This window comes from Stenotrophomonas sp. BIGb0135 (assembly GCF_024810105.1).
In the GTDB taxonomy this organism is placed as follows: domain Bacteria; phylum Pseudomonadota; class Gammaproteobacteria; order Xanthomonadales; family Xanthomonadaceae; genus Stenotrophomonas; species Stenotrophomonas maltophilia_AB.
In genome coordinates this window covers 42,549-58,365 of sequence record NZ_JANUDX010000010.1, presented here as the reverse complement: position 1 = coordinate 58,365, position 15,817 = coordinate 42,549, and the positions used below count along the sequence as shown (strand labels likewise).

Genomic DNA, 15,817 nt, shown 5'->3' with positions numbered 1-15,817 from the left:
CTTACCCAGCAGGTGGGTCCCGGCGAACCGGGACCCTTACGTTTCAGGCAGCTTCGGCGACAACGCCGCTGCTCTTGGGAACGGATGTACGGATCAGGTGATCGAAAGCGCTCAGTGCGGCGGTCGAACCGGCGCCCATCGCGATGATGATCTGCTTGTAGGGAACGGTCGTGCAATCGCCCGCCGCGAACACGCCCGGGACATTGGTCTGGCCGCGGTCGTCGATCACGATCTCGCCACGCGGCGACAACGCCACCGCTCCCTTCAACCACTCGGTATTGGGCAGCAACCCGATCTGCACGAAGATCCCTTCGAGCTCGACCCGGTGCGCATCGCCACCGACGCGGTCCTGGTAGACCAGCCCCGTCACCTTCTGGCCATCGCCCAGCACTTCCTGGGTGAGGGCGCTGGTGATGATGGTGACGTTGCCCAGGCTGCGCAGCTTCTTCTGCAGCACTTCATCGGCCCGGAGTGTGTCATCAAATTCCAGAAGGGTCACATGCGTCACAATTCCGGCCAGGTCGATCGCCGCCTCGACGCCCGAGTTGCCGCCGCCGATCACCGCCACCCGCTTGCCCTTGAACAGCGGCCCATCGCAGTGCGGGCAATAGGCCACGCCCTTGTTGCGGTACTGCTCTTCGCCGGGGACGTTCATCTGGCGCCAGCGCGCGCCGGTGGACAGGATCACCGAGCGCGACTTCAGCACCGCCCCGTTTTCCAGGGTGATCCCGACCAGGCCGTCATCACCGGCCGGGGTCAGCGCGCTGGCACGCTGCAGGTTCATGATGTCCACCTCGTACTCGCGCACGTGCTGTTCCAGCGCGGTGGCGAGCTTGGGGCCTTCGGTTTCCTTGACCGAGATGAAGTTCTCGATCGCCATGGTGTCCAGCACCTGCCCGCCGAACCGCTCGGCGGCCACGCCGGTGCGGATGCCCTTGCGCGCGGCGTAGATCGCCGCTGCCGCGCCGGCCGGGCCGCCGCCGATCACCAGCACGTCGAACGGCGCCTTGGCCGCGATCCTGGCCGCGTCGCGCTTGGCCGAGCCGGTGTCCAGCTTGGCCACGATCTGCTCCAGGGTCATGCGGCCTTGGTCGAACATCTCGCCGTTGAGGTAGACGGTGGGCACCGACATGATCTGGCGCGCTTCCACTTCGGCCGGGAACAGGCCGCCGTCGATCGCCACGTGCTGGATGCGCGGGTTGAGCACCGCGGCCAGGTTCAGCGCCTGGACCACGTCCGGGCAGTTCTGGCAGGACAGCGAGAAGTACGTTTCGAACTTCAGCTCGCCCTCCAGGCCCTGCACCTGCTCGATCAGCTCGGCGGTCGCCTTGGACGGGTGCCCGCCCACCTGAAGCAGCGCCAGCACCAGCGAGGTGAATTCGTGGCCCATCGGCAGCCCGGCGAACGCCAGGTGGATGTCCTGGCCCGGGGTGGTCAGCGCAAACGAGGGGGTGCGCTCGGCGCCGTCGCGGCGCACGTCCAGGCTGATCTGCGCCGACAGCGACACCAGCGTGTTCAGCAGCTCCAGCATCTCCTGCGACTTGGCGCCGTCATCCGCGTGCGCCGTGATCTGGATCGGACGGGTGACGCGTTCCAGATAGGTCTTGAGCTGGGACTGGAGGTTGGCATCCAACATCGAAAAACTCCTTGATTCAGGCAAGGGGACAGCGTCGACGTCACCCGAAGGTACATCTGCGCGGCGTGGGGGTGAACCCAAGCCGGCGCGCAGGCACCGGCTTGGGTTCACCCCCACTCCCGTCGAAACGGGAGTGGGGATGGGGACGGCTTAGATCTTGCCGACCAGGTCCAGCGACGGGGTCAGGGTCTTCTCGCCTTCCTTCCACTTGGCCGGGCAGACCTGGTTCGGGTTGGCGGCGGTGAACTGGGCAGCCTTCAGCTTGCGCAGGGTCTCGGACACGTCACGGGCGATCTCGTTGGAGTGGATCTCCAGGGTCTTGATCACGCCTTCCGGGTTGATGATGAAGGTACCGCGCAGGGCCAGGCCTTCTTCTTCAATGTGCACGCCGAAGGCGCGGGTCAGCTGGTGGGTCGGGTCGCCGACCAGCGGGAACTGGGCCTTGCCGACGGCCGGCGAGGTTTCGTGCCACACCTTGTGCGAGAAATGGGTGTCGGTGGTGACGATGTAGACCTCGGCGCCGGCCTTCTGGAACTCGGCGTAATGGTCGGCGGCGTCTTCGATCTCGGTCGGGCAGTTGAAGGTGAACGCGGCCGGCATGAAGATCAGCACGGACCACTGGCCCTTCAGGGTGCTGTCGGAAACCTTGATGAACTCGCCGTTCTGGTAGGCGTTGGCTTCGAACGGCTTGATCTGCGTATTGATGAGCGACATCGTTTTTCCTCTTGGTGAAGGGGGTGGGTGAAGCGACCGATACAGATTAGCGGCTCCATTCCCATAAGGACAATCCATTGATTGCATCTATACGATAGATGGAGTCTATCAAAAGGTGATTGTGCAGGGATGAATACCTTGCCAATAGGCGTGCGCAGCCCTTGTGCCGCAAGGCATTGCCGGACCTGGGGCCTCAAATGGGTGATAGCCACCGCTTATCCGTCGGGTCGACTGGCTGAACGGAAACCTGTCCACGTCCTCCCCGCCACCTCGGCACAGCCCGAATCGCGATAGGCCGCAATGCAGGTCATTAAGCGGCGCAATTCCTCCCATCAATCGCCTGGCGGTCGTTGGCAGCCCATTACCAGGCGAGCGGGCCCTGCGGCCCGGTGCTCTACACTTCCCGGCCCGTTTCCCGCCCCGCCACCATGACTGCTGCCCCCCGTGACGTCCGCCAGCTGCTTGCCGATGCCGCCGCCGCCCTGCCCGGGGTGGAAGGTCGCCACGAGGCCGAGCTGCTGTTGCTGCACGTGCTGGGGCGGGAGCGCAGCTGGCTGTTCGCCCATGCCACCGATGCAGTCGGCGAGGCCGACGCGGCGCGCTTTGCCGGTCTGCTGGCGCGGCGCGTGGCGGGCGAACCGGTGGCCTACCTGGTGGGCAGTCGCGGCTTCTGGACCCTGGACCTGGCGGTCAACCCCGCCACGCTGATCCCGCGCCCGGAAACCGAGCTGCTGGTCGAGCTGGCGCTGGCGCGGCTGCCGCTGGACACCCCGCTGGCGGTGGCCGACCTGGGCACCGGCAGCGGGGCGATCGCATTGGCCCTGGCCAGTGAGCGGCCCCGCGCCACGCTGATCGCCACCGATGTCAGCAGCGCCGCGCTGAGCGTCGCGCGCGGCAATGCGCTGCGCAACGACGTGGCCAATGTCAGCTTCCGCCAGGGTGCGTGGTTCGAGCCGTTGCAGGGCGAGGTCTTCGACCTCATCGCCAGCAACCCGCCCTATATCGCCAGCGACGATCCCCACCTGCAGCAGGGCGACCTCCGCCATGAGCCCCCGGGTGCGCTGGCGTCGGGGCTGGACGGGCTGGATGACATCCGCTGCATTGTTGCCGCGGCGCCGGGTCACCTGGTGGCGCAGGGGTGGCTGCTGATCGAACACGGCTGGGACCAGGGCGCGGCGATCCGCGCGCTGTTCGAACAGGCCGGGTTCGAGCAGGTCCACACCGAACGCGACCTCGAACAACGCGAGCGGGTGACGCGCGGCTGTCTGCCAGGCGTGCGCTGACGCTGCCTGAAACATCGCGCGGGTAGAATGGCGGTCCACTCGAAAGGAAGCGCCATGACCCCTGCCAGCCCCTCTGTATCCAACGCGCAGTTGCAGTCCCATGAATTCCTGGCCGACATGGTCGAGGACGCGTATTTTCCGCCGGCGCTGGTGGCCCAAGGCCAGCAGATCCTGCTGCGCCTGTGCGAACGCATCGAGCGCGAACGCCCGGCCGACGCTGCCGCGCTGATGGCGCTCACCCATGCGGCCACGCTGGAATTCAACGTGCTCGGCGAAGCGTTCGAAGCGCAGGACAGCGAGCTGGAAACCGCCGCGCGCGAGAACATCGGCGCTGATTTCGAGCTGATCGCGCAGAGTTATGGTTTCGACGTGGACGTGGACGAGCTGACCAGCCCGCGCGAGCGGTGAATCCGTTCACCGCACCTGTTCCCATCAACGGAGTTCCTGCCATGCGTACGCTGTATCCCGCCCTCACCCCCTACGACGTCGGCACCTTGAAGGTGGATGGCCGCCACACGATGTATGTCGAGCAATGCGGCAATCCCGAGGGCAAGCCGGTGGTGCTGCTGCACGGTGGCCCGGGCGGTGGCTGCAGCGAGAAAATGCGCCAGTTCCATGACCCGGCCAAGTACCGCATCATCCTGTTCGACCAGCGTGGCGCCGGGCGCTCCACCCCGCACGCGGACCTGGTGGACAACACGACCTGGGACCTGGTCGCCGACATCGAGAAACTGCGCGAGCACCTCAAGGTGGACCGCTGGCAGGTGTTCGGTGGCAGCTGGGGCTCCACCCTGGCGCTGGCGTACGCCCAGACCCATCCGCAGCGCGTGACCGAGCTGGTGCTGCGCGGCATCTTCATGCTGCGCCGCTGGGAGCTGGAGTGGTTCTACCAGGAGGGCGCCAACCGGCTCTTCCCGGATGCGTGGGAGCATTACCTCGCGCCGATCCCGGCAGTGGAGCGGCACGACCTGATCTCGGCCTTCCACCGCCGCCTGACCAGTGACGACGAAGCCACCCGCCTGGCTGCGGCCAAGGCCTGGAGCGTGTGGGAAGGGGCGACCAGTTTCCTGCATGTGGACGACGACTTCGTCAACAGCCACCAGGACCCGCAATTCGCGCTGGCGTTCGCCCGCATCGAGAACCACTACTTCGTCAACGGCGGGTTCTTCGAGGTGGAAGAACAGCTGCTGCGCGACGCGCACCGCATCGCCGACATCCCCGGCGTGATCGTGCACGGCCGCTACGACGTGGTGTGCCCGCTGCAGAGCGCGTGGGAACTCCACAAGGCGTGGCCGGCGTCGACGCTGGAGATCAGCCCGGCCTCGGGCCACTCGGCGTTCGAGGCCGAGAACGTGGACGCACTGGTGCGAGCCACGGATCGCTTCGCGGGTTGATCCCAACGTGCCGACCCTCGGTCGGCACCTACCACTGGCCGGCCAGCAACGCGTCGGCCAGCACCTTCAGCTTCGGCGAGGCCTGGCGCGAAGGCGGATACACCAGCGACAACGCGCGGCTGCGGCCTTCAAACGGCTGCAGCACGCGTTGCAGGCGGCCGTCGGCGAGCGCGTCGGCCACCGCGAAATCCATCACCTGCACGATGCCGACGCCGGCCAGCGCGCCTTCCACCAGCGGGTCGCCGCTGTCGAACACCATCCGTGCCGGGGGCGTGACGTCGCGCAGCCCATCTCCGTCGCGGAACTGCCAGTCCACCAGCCGTCCGCTGCGCAGGTTGCGCACCGCCAGGCAGGTATGGTCCTGCAGCGCATCGACCGTGGCCGGCGCGCCGTGACGGGCGATGTAGTCCGGCGAAGCCACGGTGACCCAGTGCAGCGGCCGCAGCGGCCGCGCCACCATGCGCACGTCGCTGATCGGCCCGGTGCGCAGGGCCGCGTCGAAGCCTTCCTCGACCAGATCGACCAGGCGGTCGTTGAGCACCAGCTCGAACTGCAACTGCGGGTGCACGGCCATCAACTGCCCGGCCAGCGGCACCAGCACCTTGCGCCCGAACATCGATGGCGCGGTCAGCTTCAGCACGCCCGACGGCGTGCAGGGGCGATCGCCCAGTCGCCGTTCGGCATCTTCCAGCCCGCACAGCAGGGGCGTGCAGTGATCGACGAACTGGCGGCCGTCCGGGGTCAGGCTGACGTTGCGGGTGTTGCGATGGAGAAGGCGCACGCCCAGCTCGGCCTCCAGCCGGCCGATCGCCCGTGACAGCCCGGACTGGCTGAGGCCCAGTTGCCCGGCGGCCACGGTGAAACTGCGCGCTTCGGCGACCTGCACCAGCATGCGCACGGCATTGAGATCCATGATGGCGTCCGATTGATGCGGAAATGCATGACAGAAATCGAAGTATCCGGGTTTATTTGTATGGCGTCATCAATGAGACTGCCCGCCTTCCCCTCGTCCGCATCGGCATGACCCACTCCCCGCATTCCTTCCCGCCCCGGCTGGCGTTGACCCTGTTGGCCATGGCCCAGCTGATCATCGCGCTGGACGCCACCATCATCTTCGTCGCCCTGCATGAGATGGGCGTGCAGCTGCAGATCAACGCGCAGCAACTGCAGTGGATCGTCAGCGGCTACACCGTGGCCTTCGGCGGTTGCCTGCTGCTGGGCGGGCGCGCGGCCGACCTGCTCGGCCGCCGCCGGGTCTACCGGCTGGGCATGGCGCTGTTCGCGCTGGCCTCGCTGGTGGGCGGCTTCAGCAACAGCGCCTGGCTGCTGATCGGCGCGCGCGCGGTGCAGGGCATCGGCGCGGCGTTGCTGTTCCCGGCCACGCTGTCGCTGATCAACACGCTGTATGCCGAAGGCGCGCCGCGCAACCGCGCGCTGGCGATCTGGTCGATGGCCAGCGCCGGCGGGCTGGCGCTGGGCACGCTGCTGGGCGGCGTGCTCACCCAGAGCTTTGGCTGGTCCTCGGTGCTGCTGGTGATCGTGCCGTTCGCCGGTGCGTGCGCGGTGCTGGGTGGCTGGTGGTTGCCGCGCGATCCGGCACGCCAGTCCGGGCGCTCGTTCGACCTGGCCGGCTGCCTCACCGTCACCCTCGGCGGCAGCCTGCTGGTCACCACGCTGGTGCAGGGGCCGGAGTGGGGCTGGTTGGCGCCGCGCACGCTGGGCTGCCTGGTGGTGTCGGCGCTGCTGCTGGCCGCCTTCGTGCAGATCGAGCAGCGCAGCCGCGACCCGCTGATGCAGTTCGCGCTGCTGCGCCTGCGCAGCCTGCGCGCGGCCATGCTGCTGACCATGGTGTTCATGAGCAGCTTCGGCGTGCAGTACTACTTCCTGGCGCTGTATTTCCAGGATGGCTACGGCTGGAGCGCGCTGCAGGCCGGGCTGGCGTTCCTGCCGCCGACGCTGGTGTGCACGTTCGGCATCCGGATCACCGAGCGCATGCTTGCCCGGCGTTCGCCGCGCCAGGTGCTGGCACTGGGCATGGCAGCCGGCGCGGTCGGCATCGCCGCGGTCGCGCTGGCACTGCCGTTTGGCGCCACCTACTGGGCGCTGCTGCCGGGCATCGTGGTGCTGAGCATCGGCCAGGGCATGACTTGGACGGCGATGTGGATCGTGGCCGGGCAGGGCGTGCCGGCGGCGCAGCAGGGCGTGGCCTCGGGCATGGCCGCCACCGCGCAGCAGATCGGCGGCGCGCTGGGCCTGGCGGTGCTGGTGATGCTGGCCAATACCGGGCGCGGTGTGCATGCGGCCGGCAGCAGTCCCGAAGCGCTGCAGGGGCTGGTCAACGCGCAGTACGGGGCGGCGGTGTTCGCGCTGCTCGGGGTGGGCGTGGCGCTGTGGTTGCGGCCGCAGGAGGACGATGCGGCGCTGGCGGCAGTGGGGGTTGGCGAAAGATAGGGCGATCGCACACGGCGTGGGTCGCACCAGGAAGGACTGCGTGCAGCCGAGCAACGGTCGGCCCTACCATGGGGGGTTTCCGGTGCGGCACTGACGTCGATGGCTGAACTTCTTACCCTGTGCCAGGCCCTTGAGGCCATCGCGGCCTGCCACGATGATCGCGATGTGTGGGACCGCTACGGCTGGGTCTACGCAACCGACGGCGATGAGCAGGAGGCGATGTTCTGGCTGTCCGGCCACGACGTCGAGGATGACGATCCCGCCGTGCAGGCCTTTGTCGCCGAGCATGGCCTGAGCCCGTATCTGGAAGCGGCCACCTTCGCCGATGTGCTGGAGGTACAGAAGCGCCAGCGTCCCCTGTCCACGTTGGACGCGTATGCGCACGCGCTGGCGTACTACAGCGAGTACGACGCCTTCGCGCAGGTGGCGGGCATCGAGGAAGCATTGGATGAGGCGCCGGCCGAGGAGCAGCAGGCGGCGCGCGCGCTGGGCGTGGGGCGCGGCATCTTCGCCGCGTTCGACGTGGTGCTGGCGCAATGCCCGGAAACGAGGGTCAAGGACGCGGCCCGCCTTGTCGCTGGCGTGCTGGAGGTTGCGGTGGGCCAGGCGCTGCCGTTGTGCCGTGCACTGCCACTGGAACTGGGGCGCGATCTGCAACGCACGCGTGCCGCGGCCATCGTTGCCGACTTCCAGGCGCTGGGTATCGGCCCGGAGGTACGCGGCTACCGCGCATTTCCGTGGATGGCGGCGCCTGCGCTGTAGGGGGCTGCGGTTGCCGGCCAGCGGCCGGCACGACCGGGTAGGTGGGCGCCGGGACTACGGGGGCGGGAATGCGTCCAGCTGCGGCTGCAGCGCAGTGAATATCCGCGCCAGTCGTTGCGCCCACGCCTGCTGGCCGGCCGCATCGGCGATGAGGTCCTGGCGGATCTCCAGCTCCACATGCACCAGCCCGCGGCCTTCGCCATGTACCGGCACGGCATAGTCGCTGGTACTGCTGACGGCATAGGGCTGGTTGTCGCCGACGACCAGGTCGCCCTCATCGCGCAGCGCCTGCAGCAGCACGCGCGCGAAGCGGGTATCGCGGTGATACAGCACGCCGGCATGCCACGGCCGCGCGGCGTCGTTCATGACCGGGGTGAAGCTGTGCATCATCACCAGCAGCGTCGGCCGGGCCTGCGCCTGGCGGGCATCCAGCTCGGCGTCGATGCGGGCATGGTAGGGCGCGTGGATCGCGTCGATGCGTTGCTGTCGCTGCAGCGGTGACAGCGCCTGGTTGCCGGGCACCAGCGTGCGGTCGCTGGTCTCCGGCATCAGCGTGGGCGACGCCAGCGGCCGGTTGCAGTCGATCACCAGCCGCGAATAGGTCTGGGTGATCGCCCATGCGTCGAGCAGGCGTGCCAGCGCAACGGTGACGCCGGCGATGCCGATGTCCCAGCCGATGTGCCGGTCCAGTTCGGCCTGCGGCAGGCCCAGGCTGGCCAGCCCTGCCGGCACCTGCTGGCCGGCGTGGTCGGCGATCAATACGTACGACGAACGCCCCTGTGGCTGGTGCACCACGAAGGGCGCCGGGTCGGGCGGCCCCAGCAGGGCGCCGGCGGCCGTCGCGTGGGCGAGCGAATCAGCCACGCGGGGTGCCGTCCAGGTGGTGCTCGATCATCCACAGCCCGGCCCACAGCTTGGCGTCCAGCTCGTAGCCCTGGCCGATCTTCTCCACCAGCCATGCAGCGGCGCGGGCGCGCGGGACTTCGTGCACGGTGATGTTCTCGCTGGCATCGCCGCCGCCGTCGCCCACCTTGCGCAGGCCGGTGGCGCGCACGAAGGCGATCTTTTCGCTGCTCGCACCCGACGAGGTCGGGCCGATCATCAGTACCTCGGCGTGCGCGGCGGTCCAGCCGGTTTCCTCCTCCAGCTCGCGCACCGCCGATACCTCGATCGACTCGCCGGCGTCGATGTCGCCGACCAGGCCGGCCGGCATCTCGATGGTGTTGGCCTGCAGCGGCACCCGGAACTGTTCCACGAACAGCACGTTGTCCTCCGGGGTGACCGCGATGATGATCGCGGCCAGGCCACCGGCGTGGGTGCGTTCGCTGTACTCCCACGTGCCGCGCACGACCATGCGCTGGTACTTGCCTTCGTAGACGATCCTGGGGGCTTGGGTGTTGGGGCTCATGCGAACTCGCTGGCAACGGAAGGGGAATCGGGCAGGCCGGCCGCGCTGAACAGTCGGCGTCGGGTCAACGGCCCGAACCGCAGTGCATCGCACAGGCCCTGCAGCATCTGCGGGTCGGCGCTGCCGCGGCTGAAATCGGCGTCGGCCACGTCCAGCGGCGCATCCAGCGCGATGGTGGTCAATTGCCGCCACAGCAGGGCGTGCTCGCGCTGTTCGCGCAACCGTACCGCCATCTGCGCGGCGCCGCGCAGGCGCAGGAAGGGCACTTCGTCCAGGCGCTCGAACAGCACGTCCATGCTGCCGAAATGCGCCAGCAGCACGGCTGCCGACTTGGCGCCCACGCCGGTCACGCCGGGAATGTTGTCCACCGCATCGCCGCACAGCGCCAGGTAATCGGCGATCTGGTGCGCATGCACGCCATGCCGCGCCTTGACCCCGGCCATGCCCCAGCGCTGGTTGCGCGCGTAGTCCCACTGCTCGTCGTGCTCGAACAGCAGTTGGGACAGGTCCTTGTCGGCGGAGATGATCACCCCGCGCATACCGGCGTCGCGGCGCGCATGCAGGGCGCTGCCGATCAGGTCGTCGGCTTCGTATTCGGCGTGGGCCAGCACCGGCAGGCCCAGGGCGAGGCACAGCGCCTTGCAGTGTGCGAACTGGCGGCGCAGGGCGTCCGGGGCCGGATCGCGGTTGGCCTTGTAGGCGGCATACAGGCGGTGGCGGAAGCAGCTGTCCAAGGCCTCATCGAAGGCGATGGCGATGTGCCGCGGGCGCTCGCGCTCCAGCAGGTCCAGCAGGAACCGGGCGAAGCCGTGCACCGCGTTGGTCGGCCAGCCCTGCTGGTCCTGGAACTCATCGGGCATCGAGTGCCAGGCGCGGAACACGTACAGACTGGCATCGACCAGGTACAGCGGCGGGCGCGGCGTGACGCCGGGTGCGGCAGGCAGAGTCACCTCAGCCCACCCAGTCCTGCAGCAGCGCCGCCGGATCCGGGCGCTCGCGCTCGGGGGCCTCGGTGCGCGGGGTGCCGATATGGATGAAGCCGGCGATCCGCTCGTCCCCGGCCAGGCCCAGATGGGCGCGCACGGCGGGATCGAAGGCCATCCACGCGGTCAGCCACTGCGCGCCAAAGCCCAGTGCCTGCGCCGCCTGCAGCAGCGCAAAGCACACGCAGCCGGCGGTCATCAGCTGTTCTTCTTCGGGCACCTTGGGGTTGGGGCGCGGCCGGGCCACCACGGTGATGACCAACGGGGCATGCGAAAAACGCAGCCGGTCCTTTTCCAACTGGGCGGCCGACACGTTCGGATCGCGTTCGCGGCTGCGCTGGACCAGGTACTCGCCCAGACTGTGACGTGCATCGCCAGCGATCCGCAGGAAACGGAACGGCACCAGCTTGCCGTGGTCGGGCACGCGCACCGCAGAGGTGAGCATCCGCAACAGGGTGTCCGGGTCCGGCCCGGGCTCGCCCAATTGCCTGGACGGTAAGGAGCGGCGGGCGTCCAGGGCTTGCAACGCGGGGGAGTCGGGCATGGGGTCTCGATCAGATGTCACGGTCGAACAAGTATAGTCGCGGCAGTTTGTGACGCGGCTCGGGGCCATCTCCGGGTCATTTGCGACAAAGCGTGATGAACATCACTTAATCAACGGCATTCCTTCACGTGGCTGTACTCGCTTCCCAAGGACGCTGGCCTTACGATACAAGGCCTGCCGGCACCCGGTCATGAGGTTCAACGTGCGGACTGTTTCGCTGTCCCTGACCGGTCGGCTGGCCTGGTATGCGGATGCGGGTGCCTGGGGGGTGCCGGTGTTCATCGATTCCACGTTGCATTCTGTACCTGCGAAGCTGGGGAGCCTTTTCGCATGATCGCCACGCCCATTCCATCGGGGCAGCCAGGCCGCGACCCGGCCCTGTTGAGGCAGGCCCGCGACGCCGCGTTGCCGGCGCTTGCCGAGTCGTTTGCAACGGTCCTGGCGCGCTTCGATGACGTGCTGTTCGACCGTGCCGGCACCGCTGGCGCGTCGCAGCTGCTGTTCCTGGATGGCATGCGCGAACTGCGCCGCCGCCGCGAGGACATCGTGCGCGGCTTCCGCGGCCACCTGCTCGAGGCGTGGGATGCGCTGGAGCGCGGCCAGCCGGCCTCGGCCGAGGCCACCCTGGCCGGGCAGATCGAGGACGGGCTGAGCCTGGTGCCCGAGCACGTGCTGGAATCGCGCTTGGCGGTCCGCAACTTCGCCACGGTGCTGCTGCGCGACTGGAAGCCGGTGCTGTCGCGGCTGGACCGACGCCTGGGCTGGATCGCCGGCGGGCTGGAACTCAACGCCGACAGCAACCCGATCAGCCCCGAACACATCGGCGTGGCCATCCATGAGGCCTTCGCCGACTGTGAACTGGCTCCGGAAGTGCGGCTGGTGCTGATCAAGCTGTGCGAGCGCGACCTGCACGCCCCGATCGGCAAGCGGTACGAGGCCCTGGACGAGCAGCTGGCCGCCGCCGGGGTGATGCCGCAGATGGCCGCGCCGCGCCGCGCGGCGCCGCGCCCGCCGTCCCCGCGCCATGAACTGGACGACCTGGTCGACGCGCTGGATCCCGAATCGCTGGGCGGTGCCGACGATGCCGCCGCCCCGGCCTGGGCGCGGCGCTTCGCCGACCGCTGGGCCGAGAGCCGCGGGCGCATCCAGTCCTCCCAGCAGGGCCAGGCGGTGGCCGATGCCGCCGACGGCATGAGCAACAACCAGGGCATGCTGCTGGAAGCCCTGCACGAACTGCTGCAGCAGACCCGCCACGTGCGCGAGGACGCGACCTCCGCGGCCAGCGTCGCGGTCGGCCAGCAGCGCCCCTTGAGCCAGCGCGAGATGATGTCGGTGCTGTCGCTGCTGCAGGCCACCCCAAGTGCGACCCTGCGCGCGGCGATCGGCGAAGACGGCGAGTCGCTGGCGCAGCGGCTGAAGAGCGAAGTACTGTCCGGTGCCACCCGCCTCGGCGTGGACCCGGCGCAGGCGCGGCTGGACCCGCAGGACGAAGATGCGATCGACCTGGTCGGCATGCTGTTCGACGTGATGCTGGACGAGCGTGACCTGGAAGGCCGCTCTCGTGAGCTGATCGGCCGCCTGGTGGTGCCCTTCGTCAAGGTCGCCATGCTCGACCGCCGCATGTTCGTGCAGAAGACCCACCCGGCGCGCAAGCTGCTCAACTCGCTGGCCGAAGCCTGCGAAGGCAACACCGGCGAAAGCCAGGCCGAGCGCGTGCTGATGGGCAAGGTCGAGGAGATCATCGAGCGGCTGGTCGCCGAGTTCAACGAGAACCTGGCGATCTTCCTCACCCTCGAAGAAGAATTCCGCGACTTCCTCACCCAGCACCGCCGCCGCATCGAAATCGCCGAGCGCCGTGCGGCCGAGACCCAGCGCGGCCAGGAAAAGCTGGAAATGGCCCGCACCCGTTCGGCCGCCGAGCTCGACCGGCGCATCGCCGATGCCACGCTGCCGCAGGCCATCGGCGAGTTCCTGCGCCAGCCGTGGCAGCACCACCTCACCCTGACCGTGCTGCGCGAAGGCGAAGACGGTGCCTCGGTGGGCGAAGCGCTGGCACTGGCCGACGGCATGCTGGAGGAAGTGGCCGAAGCGCGCCGGCAGATCGTCGGCAAACCATGGCTGCAGGCGTGGCACCCGGCCCTGCGCAAGGTATTTGCCAGCGTGGGCGTGCACGCCGACGCCGCCACCGGTGCGATCGACGCCCTGCACGACACCCTGCAGGCCATCGCCGAATCGCGTCCGGAGCTGGAACGCGCGCTGCCCGAATTGCCGCAGGTGGTCCTGCCCGCGCCGCCGACGCAGGAAAGCGCTGCGGTGGAGCTGGGCAGCAAGGTGGACGTGAGCGATTTCGACAACGCCGATGCCGACCGTTTCCGCGGCCTGGAGATCGGCAGTTGGCTGGATTTCGTCGACAAGGACGGCAAGGTCCAGGCCGGCAAGCTGTCCTGGGTGAGCCCGATTTCCTCGCGCCTGCTGTTCGTCAATCGGCGGGGCGTGCGCTTCTGCGTGGCCTCGGCGGAAGAACTGGCGGTGATGGTGCGGCTGGGTCGCCTGCGCGCGCATATCGACGACGGTGCCTTCGACAGTGCGATGCAGGGCGTGATCGATCGGCTGGACAACAAGAACGCTACGGTGCATTGAACGCCTTGAGCGCTGGATGCGGTTGAATTGAAACGCCGGGCAGTGCCCGGCGTTTTTGGTTTCTTATGACCTCGTCTGGCTGGAGCTGGAGGTGGTCGTCACTTGGGGACGTCGGAAAATCTGGGCTGTCCGAGGGTGTAACGGATGCCGGGCACAGCCGACCGATCGACGCCAGTTTCTGTGGGCACCAGCCCGCGCCAATGCGATGACTGGATCGCCTCGGCGGACGTTGCGTATCAATACGCTTCCATGGAGGGATTACTTGATGGAGTGCAGCTCTTCGCGACTCGGCTGCGCGTTGTCTGTGGGGCTTGCGGTGTTTGGCTTGGCTGCCTGGATTGAGCTCAATCAGCTGCCCGCTGATGTCGAGAGTGGTCCGAGAATCTTAGTCCTGGGTTATGGATGTCATCGATGACCTGATCCAGGCGGACGGCGCGTTGGCCTGGCGCGTGATCGATGGGATCAGGCGGATAAACGGAAGTGACAGGGTTTTGGCCAGTCTTGCGGCAGGGCCGCTTGAGGATTTTCTCGTCGCCCATGGAGACGATTGCACCTCTGGAATTGAGGCGCTGGCTCGACATGATGTCCAGTTGGGGAGGCTGCTTCTTGGTGTGGCAGGGCCGGATGAGTGAGGCGCTATGGGCGCGGATCCAATCGATTTCGCTAACTGGCCGTTGAGTTGAATATCTACATTGCCGGCAGGGAGGATGGAGATTTCGTGCGATAAGCGAGTCGAATGGAGGCGCTCGCAGGAAATGCCACACCCTGGCCCAGCGTGCAGTCCTCGGATAGCACAGCCGTCGACCTTGGCCCGTACCCGGGGGCGTAAGGTACGATCCCCCCACACTCTGCTGATCGTCGGGGACATGCCATGGCTGTCGATGTGCTGGTGGTACGGGAACGCGGGCCGGGCGAGCGACGCGTGGCGATGACGCCGGAAACGGCGCGCAAGCTGTCCGCCTTGGGCGCGACGGTATGGTTCGAGCCCGCCGCCGGACAGGCCGCCGGGTTTCCTGATCAAGCGTATCTGGACGTCGGCGCGCAGTTGGCCGACGACGCACGTCTGGCCCTGGCCGACATCGTGCTGTGCGTGCAACCGCCGGACAATGCGCGGTTGGCCCAGCTCAAATCCGGCGCCAGCCTGGTGGGCATGCTGCACCCGCAGGCCGATGCCGAACGCGCCGGGTTGATCCAGTCGCGCGGGCTGCAGGCCTTCCCGCTGGAACGCCTGCCGCGCACCACCCGCGCCCAGTCGATGGACGTGCTGAGTTCGCAGGCCGGCATGGCCGGTTACAAGGCCACGCTGATCGCCGCGCAGCGCGCCCCGCGCTTCTTCCCGATGCTGACCACGGCTGCCGGCACCATTCGTCCGTCGCGGGTGCTGGTGGTCGGGGCCGGTGTGGCCGGCTTGCAGGCCATCGCCACCGCACGCCGGCTGGGCGCGCAGGTGGAGGGCTTCGACGTGCGGCCGGAGACCCGCGAGCAGATCGAATCGCTGGGCGGCAAGTTCCTCGACCTGGGCGTGAGCGCGGTCGGCGAGGGCGGCTATGCGCGGCCGCTGACCGAGGAAGAGCGCGCCGAGCAGCAGCGTCGGCTCGGCGAGCACCTGCGCCTGGTCGATGTGGTGATCTGCACCGCGGCGGTGCCCGGGCGGCCGGCGCCGAAGATCGTCACCACGGCGATGGTGCAGGGCATGAAGCCGGGCAGCGTGATCGTCGACCTGGCCGCCGAGACCGGTGGCAACTGCGAGGCGACCCGGCCGGGGGAGGTGGTGGACGTCAATGGGGTCACCATCGACGGGCCGCTCGACCTGGCCAGCCTGGGCGCGGTGCACGCCAGCGAGATGTACGCGCGCAACCTGTACAACTTCGTCGCGCTGTTCCTGAAGGACGGGGCGATCGGTTTCGACTGGGACGACGAACTGCTGGCCAGGACCCGCTGGGTGGCCGGCGGTTGAGGGAGAAGCAGCCACGCATGGCGTGGCGCTACCGGGTTTCTGCTG

General features: G+C 68.3%; 15 protein-coding genes. 8 read left to right on the top strand and 7 right to left on the bottom strand.

Translation table 11 applies throughout. The features are described 5' to 3' along the window. Positions 1-43: 43 nt before the first annotated feature. Together ahpF and ahpC are read right to left on the bottom strand one after the other, a co-directional pair. Positions 44-1,636 carry an alkyl hydroperoxide reductase subunit F gene (gene ahpF / locus M2421_RS17365; RefSeq protein ID WP_259209074.1) on the bottom strand — a complete coding sequence of 531 codons (1,593 nt, stop codon included), beginning with the start codon at positions 1,634-1,636 and terminating at the stop codon, positions 44-46. Positions 1,637-1,786: 150 nt separating this feature from the next. Further along, positions 1,787-2,350 (bottom strand): alkyl hydroperoxide reductase subunit C, encoded by a 564-nt coding sequence (gene ahpC, locus M2421_RS17360; protein ID WP_038690387.1) that lies wholly within the window; start codon positions 2,348-2,350, stop codon positions 1,787-1,789. Positions 2,351-2,778: 428 nt separating this feature from the next. On the opposite strand from ahpC, the gene prmC reads away from it, so the two are divergent. The 3 genes from prmC to pip are packed head-to-tail and all read left to right on the top strand — an operon-like array spanning position 2,779 to position 5,027. Further along, entirely contained in the window at positions 2,779-3,633 is an 855-nt protein-coding gene (gene prmC, locus M2421_RS17355; protein ID WP_259209071.1) for a peptide chain release factor N(5)-glutamine methyltransferase, read from the top strand. A gap of 54 nt (positions 3,634-3,687) precedes the next feature. Beyond that, on the top strand, positions 3,688-4,041 hold the full coding sequence (locus M2421_RS17350) for a DUF5713 family protein (RefSeq protein ID WP_259209069.1): 354 nt from the start codon (positions 3,688-3,690) through the stop codon (positions 4,039-4,041). 41 nt (positions 4,042-4,082) lie between these two features. Beyond that, positions 4,083-5,027: a prolyl aminopeptidase gene (gene pip / locus M2421_RS17345; RefSeq protein ID WP_259209067.1), complete on the top strand. Its 945-nt coding sequence runs from the start codon at positions 4,083-4,085 to the stop codon at positions 5,025-5,027. A 28-nt stretch (positions 5,028-5,055) separates the two neighbouring features. On the opposite strand, the gene M2421_RS17340 is transcribed toward pip, so the two are convergent. Beyond that, positions 5,056-5,940, bottom strand: coding sequence for a LysR family transcriptional regulator (locus tag M2421_RS17340; protein WP_259209065.1), 885 nt, complete (start codon positions 5,938-5,940; stop codon positions 5,056-5,058). Positions 5,941-6,047: 107 nt separating this feature from the next. Here M2421_RS17340 and M2421_RS17335 point away from each other — a divergent pair, with 107 nt between their 5' ends. Then, positions 6,048-7,478, top strand: a complete 1,431-nt coding sequence (locus M2421_RS17335; protein ID WP_259209064.1) for an MFS transporter — start codon at positions 6,048-6,050, stop codon at positions 7,476-7,478. 99 nt (positions 7,479-7,577) lie between these two features. Then, entirely contained in the window at positions 7,578-8,240 is a 663-nt protein-coding gene (locus tag M2421_RS17330; protein ID WP_259209062.1) for a hypothetical protein, read from the top strand. Between the two features lie 54 nt (positions 8,241-8,294). Here M2421_RS17330 and M2421_RS17325 read toward each other — a convergent pair whose 3' ends face one another. Genes M2421_RS17325 through M2421_RS17310 form a run of 4 tightly spaced genes read right to left on the bottom strand, consistent with a single transcriptional unit; the run spans position 8,295 to position 11,175 of the window. Then, positions 8,295-9,104 (bottom strand): N-formylglutamate amidohydrolase, encoded by an 810-nt coding sequence (locus tag M2421_RS17325; protein WP_259209059.1) that lies wholly within the window; start codon positions 9,102-9,104, stop codon positions 8,295-8,297. Next, a complete protein-coding gene (locus tag M2421_RS17320) occupies positions 9,097-9,648 on the bottom strand; it encodes an NUDIX hydrolase (protein ID WP_259209056.1) in 552 nt (183 codons plus the stop codon). Before M2421_RS17320 ends, M2421_RS17325 begins: the two co-directional genes overlap by 8 nt. Further along, the gene (locus M2421_RS17315) at positions 9,645-10,598 is read right to left on the bottom strand and encodes a 5'-3' exonuclease H3TH domain-containing protein (RefSeq protein WP_259209054.1); all 954 of its coding nucleotides are present in this window, start codon (positions 10,596-10,598) and stop codon (positions 9,645-9,647) included. Before M2421_RS17315 ends, M2421_RS17320 begins: the two co-directional genes overlap by 4 nt. Before the next feature lies 1 nt (position 10,599). Continuing rightward, positions 10,600-11,175, bottom strand: a complete 576-nt coding sequence (locus tag M2421_RS17310; protein WP_259209052.1) for a nitroreductase — start codon at positions 11,173-11,175, stop codon at positions 10,600-10,602. Between the two features lie 330 nt (positions 11,176-11,505). Here M2421_RS17310 and M2421_RS17305 point away from each other — a divergent pair, with 330 nt between their 5' ends. From M2421_RS17305 to M2421_RS17295, 3 genes are all read left to right on the top strand, one after another. Continuing rightward, positions 11,506-13,815 carry a DUF1631 domain-containing protein gene (locus tag M2421_RS17305; RefSeq protein WP_259209049.1) on the top strand — a complete coding sequence of 770 codons (2,310 nt, stop codon included), beginning with the start codon at positions 11,506-11,508 and terminating at the stop codon, positions 13,813-13,815. Positions 13,816-14,213: 398 nt separating this feature from the next. Further along, positions 14,214-14,447 carry a DUF6869 domain-containing protein gene (locus M2421_RS17300; protein ID WP_259209047.1) on the top strand — a complete coding sequence of 78 codons (234 nt, stop codon included), beginning with the start codon at positions 14,214-14,216 and terminating at the stop codon, positions 14,445-14,447. Between the two features lie 239 nt (positions 14,448-14,686). Further along, entirely contained in the window at positions 14,687-15,772 is a 1,086-nt protein-coding gene (locus M2421_RS17295) for an NAD(P) transhydrogenase subunit alpha (RefSeq protein WP_259209046.1), read from the top strand. Positions 15,773-15,817: the final 45 nt, after the last annotated feature.

Coding starts and splice junctions, on each gene's coding strand:
- prmC (WP_259209071.1), top strand. CDS start 2,779: ATGACTGCTGCCCCCCGTGACGTCCGCCAGCTGCTTGCCGATGCCGCC.
- M2421_RS17310 (WP_259209052.1), bottom strand. CDS start 11,175: ATGCCCGACTCCCCCGCGTTGCAAGCCCTGGACGCCCGCCGCTCCTTA.
- ahpC (WP_038690387.1), bottom strand. CDS start 2,350: ATGTCGCTCATCAATACGCAGATCAAGCCGTTCGAAGCCAACGCCTAC.
- M2421_RS17335 (WP_259209064.1), top strand. CDS start 6,048: ATGACCCACTCCCCGCATTCCTTCCCGCCCCGGCTGGCGTTGACCCTG.
- pip (WP_259209067.1), top strand. CDS start 4,083: ATGCGTACGCTGTATCCCGCCCTCACCCCCTACGACGTCGGCACCTTG.
- M2421_RS17305 (WP_259209049.1), top strand. CDS start 11,506: ATGATCGCCACGCCCATTCCATCGGGGCAGCCAGGCCGCGACCCGGCC.
- M2421_RS17300 (WP_259209047.1), top strand. CDS start 14,214: ATGGATGTCATCGATGACCTGATCCAGGCGGACGGCGCGTTGGCCTGG.
- M2421_RS17330 (WP_259209062.1), top strand. CDS start 7,578: ATGGCTGAACTTCTTACCCTGTGCCAGGCCCTTGAGGCCATCGCGGCC.
- M2421_RS17295 (WP_259209046.1), top strand. CDS start 14,687: ATGGCTGTCGATGTGCTGGTGGTACGGGAACGCGGGCCGGGCGAGCGA.
- M2421_RS17340 (WP_259209065.1), bottom strand. CDS start 5,940: ATGGATCTCAATGCCGTGCGCATGCTGGTGCAGGTCGCCGAAGCGCGC.
- ahpF (WP_259209074.1), bottom strand. CDS start 1,636: ATGTTGGATGCCAACCTCCAGTCCCAGCTCAAGACCTATCTGGAACGC.
- M2421_RS17320 (WP_259209056.1), bottom strand. CDS start 9,648: ATGAGCCCCAACACCCAAGCCCCCAGGATCGTCTACGAAGGCAAGTAC.
- M2421_RS17350 (WP_259209069.1), top strand. CDS start 3,688: ATGACCCCTGCCAGCCCCTCTGTATCCAACGCGCAGTTGCAGTCCCAT.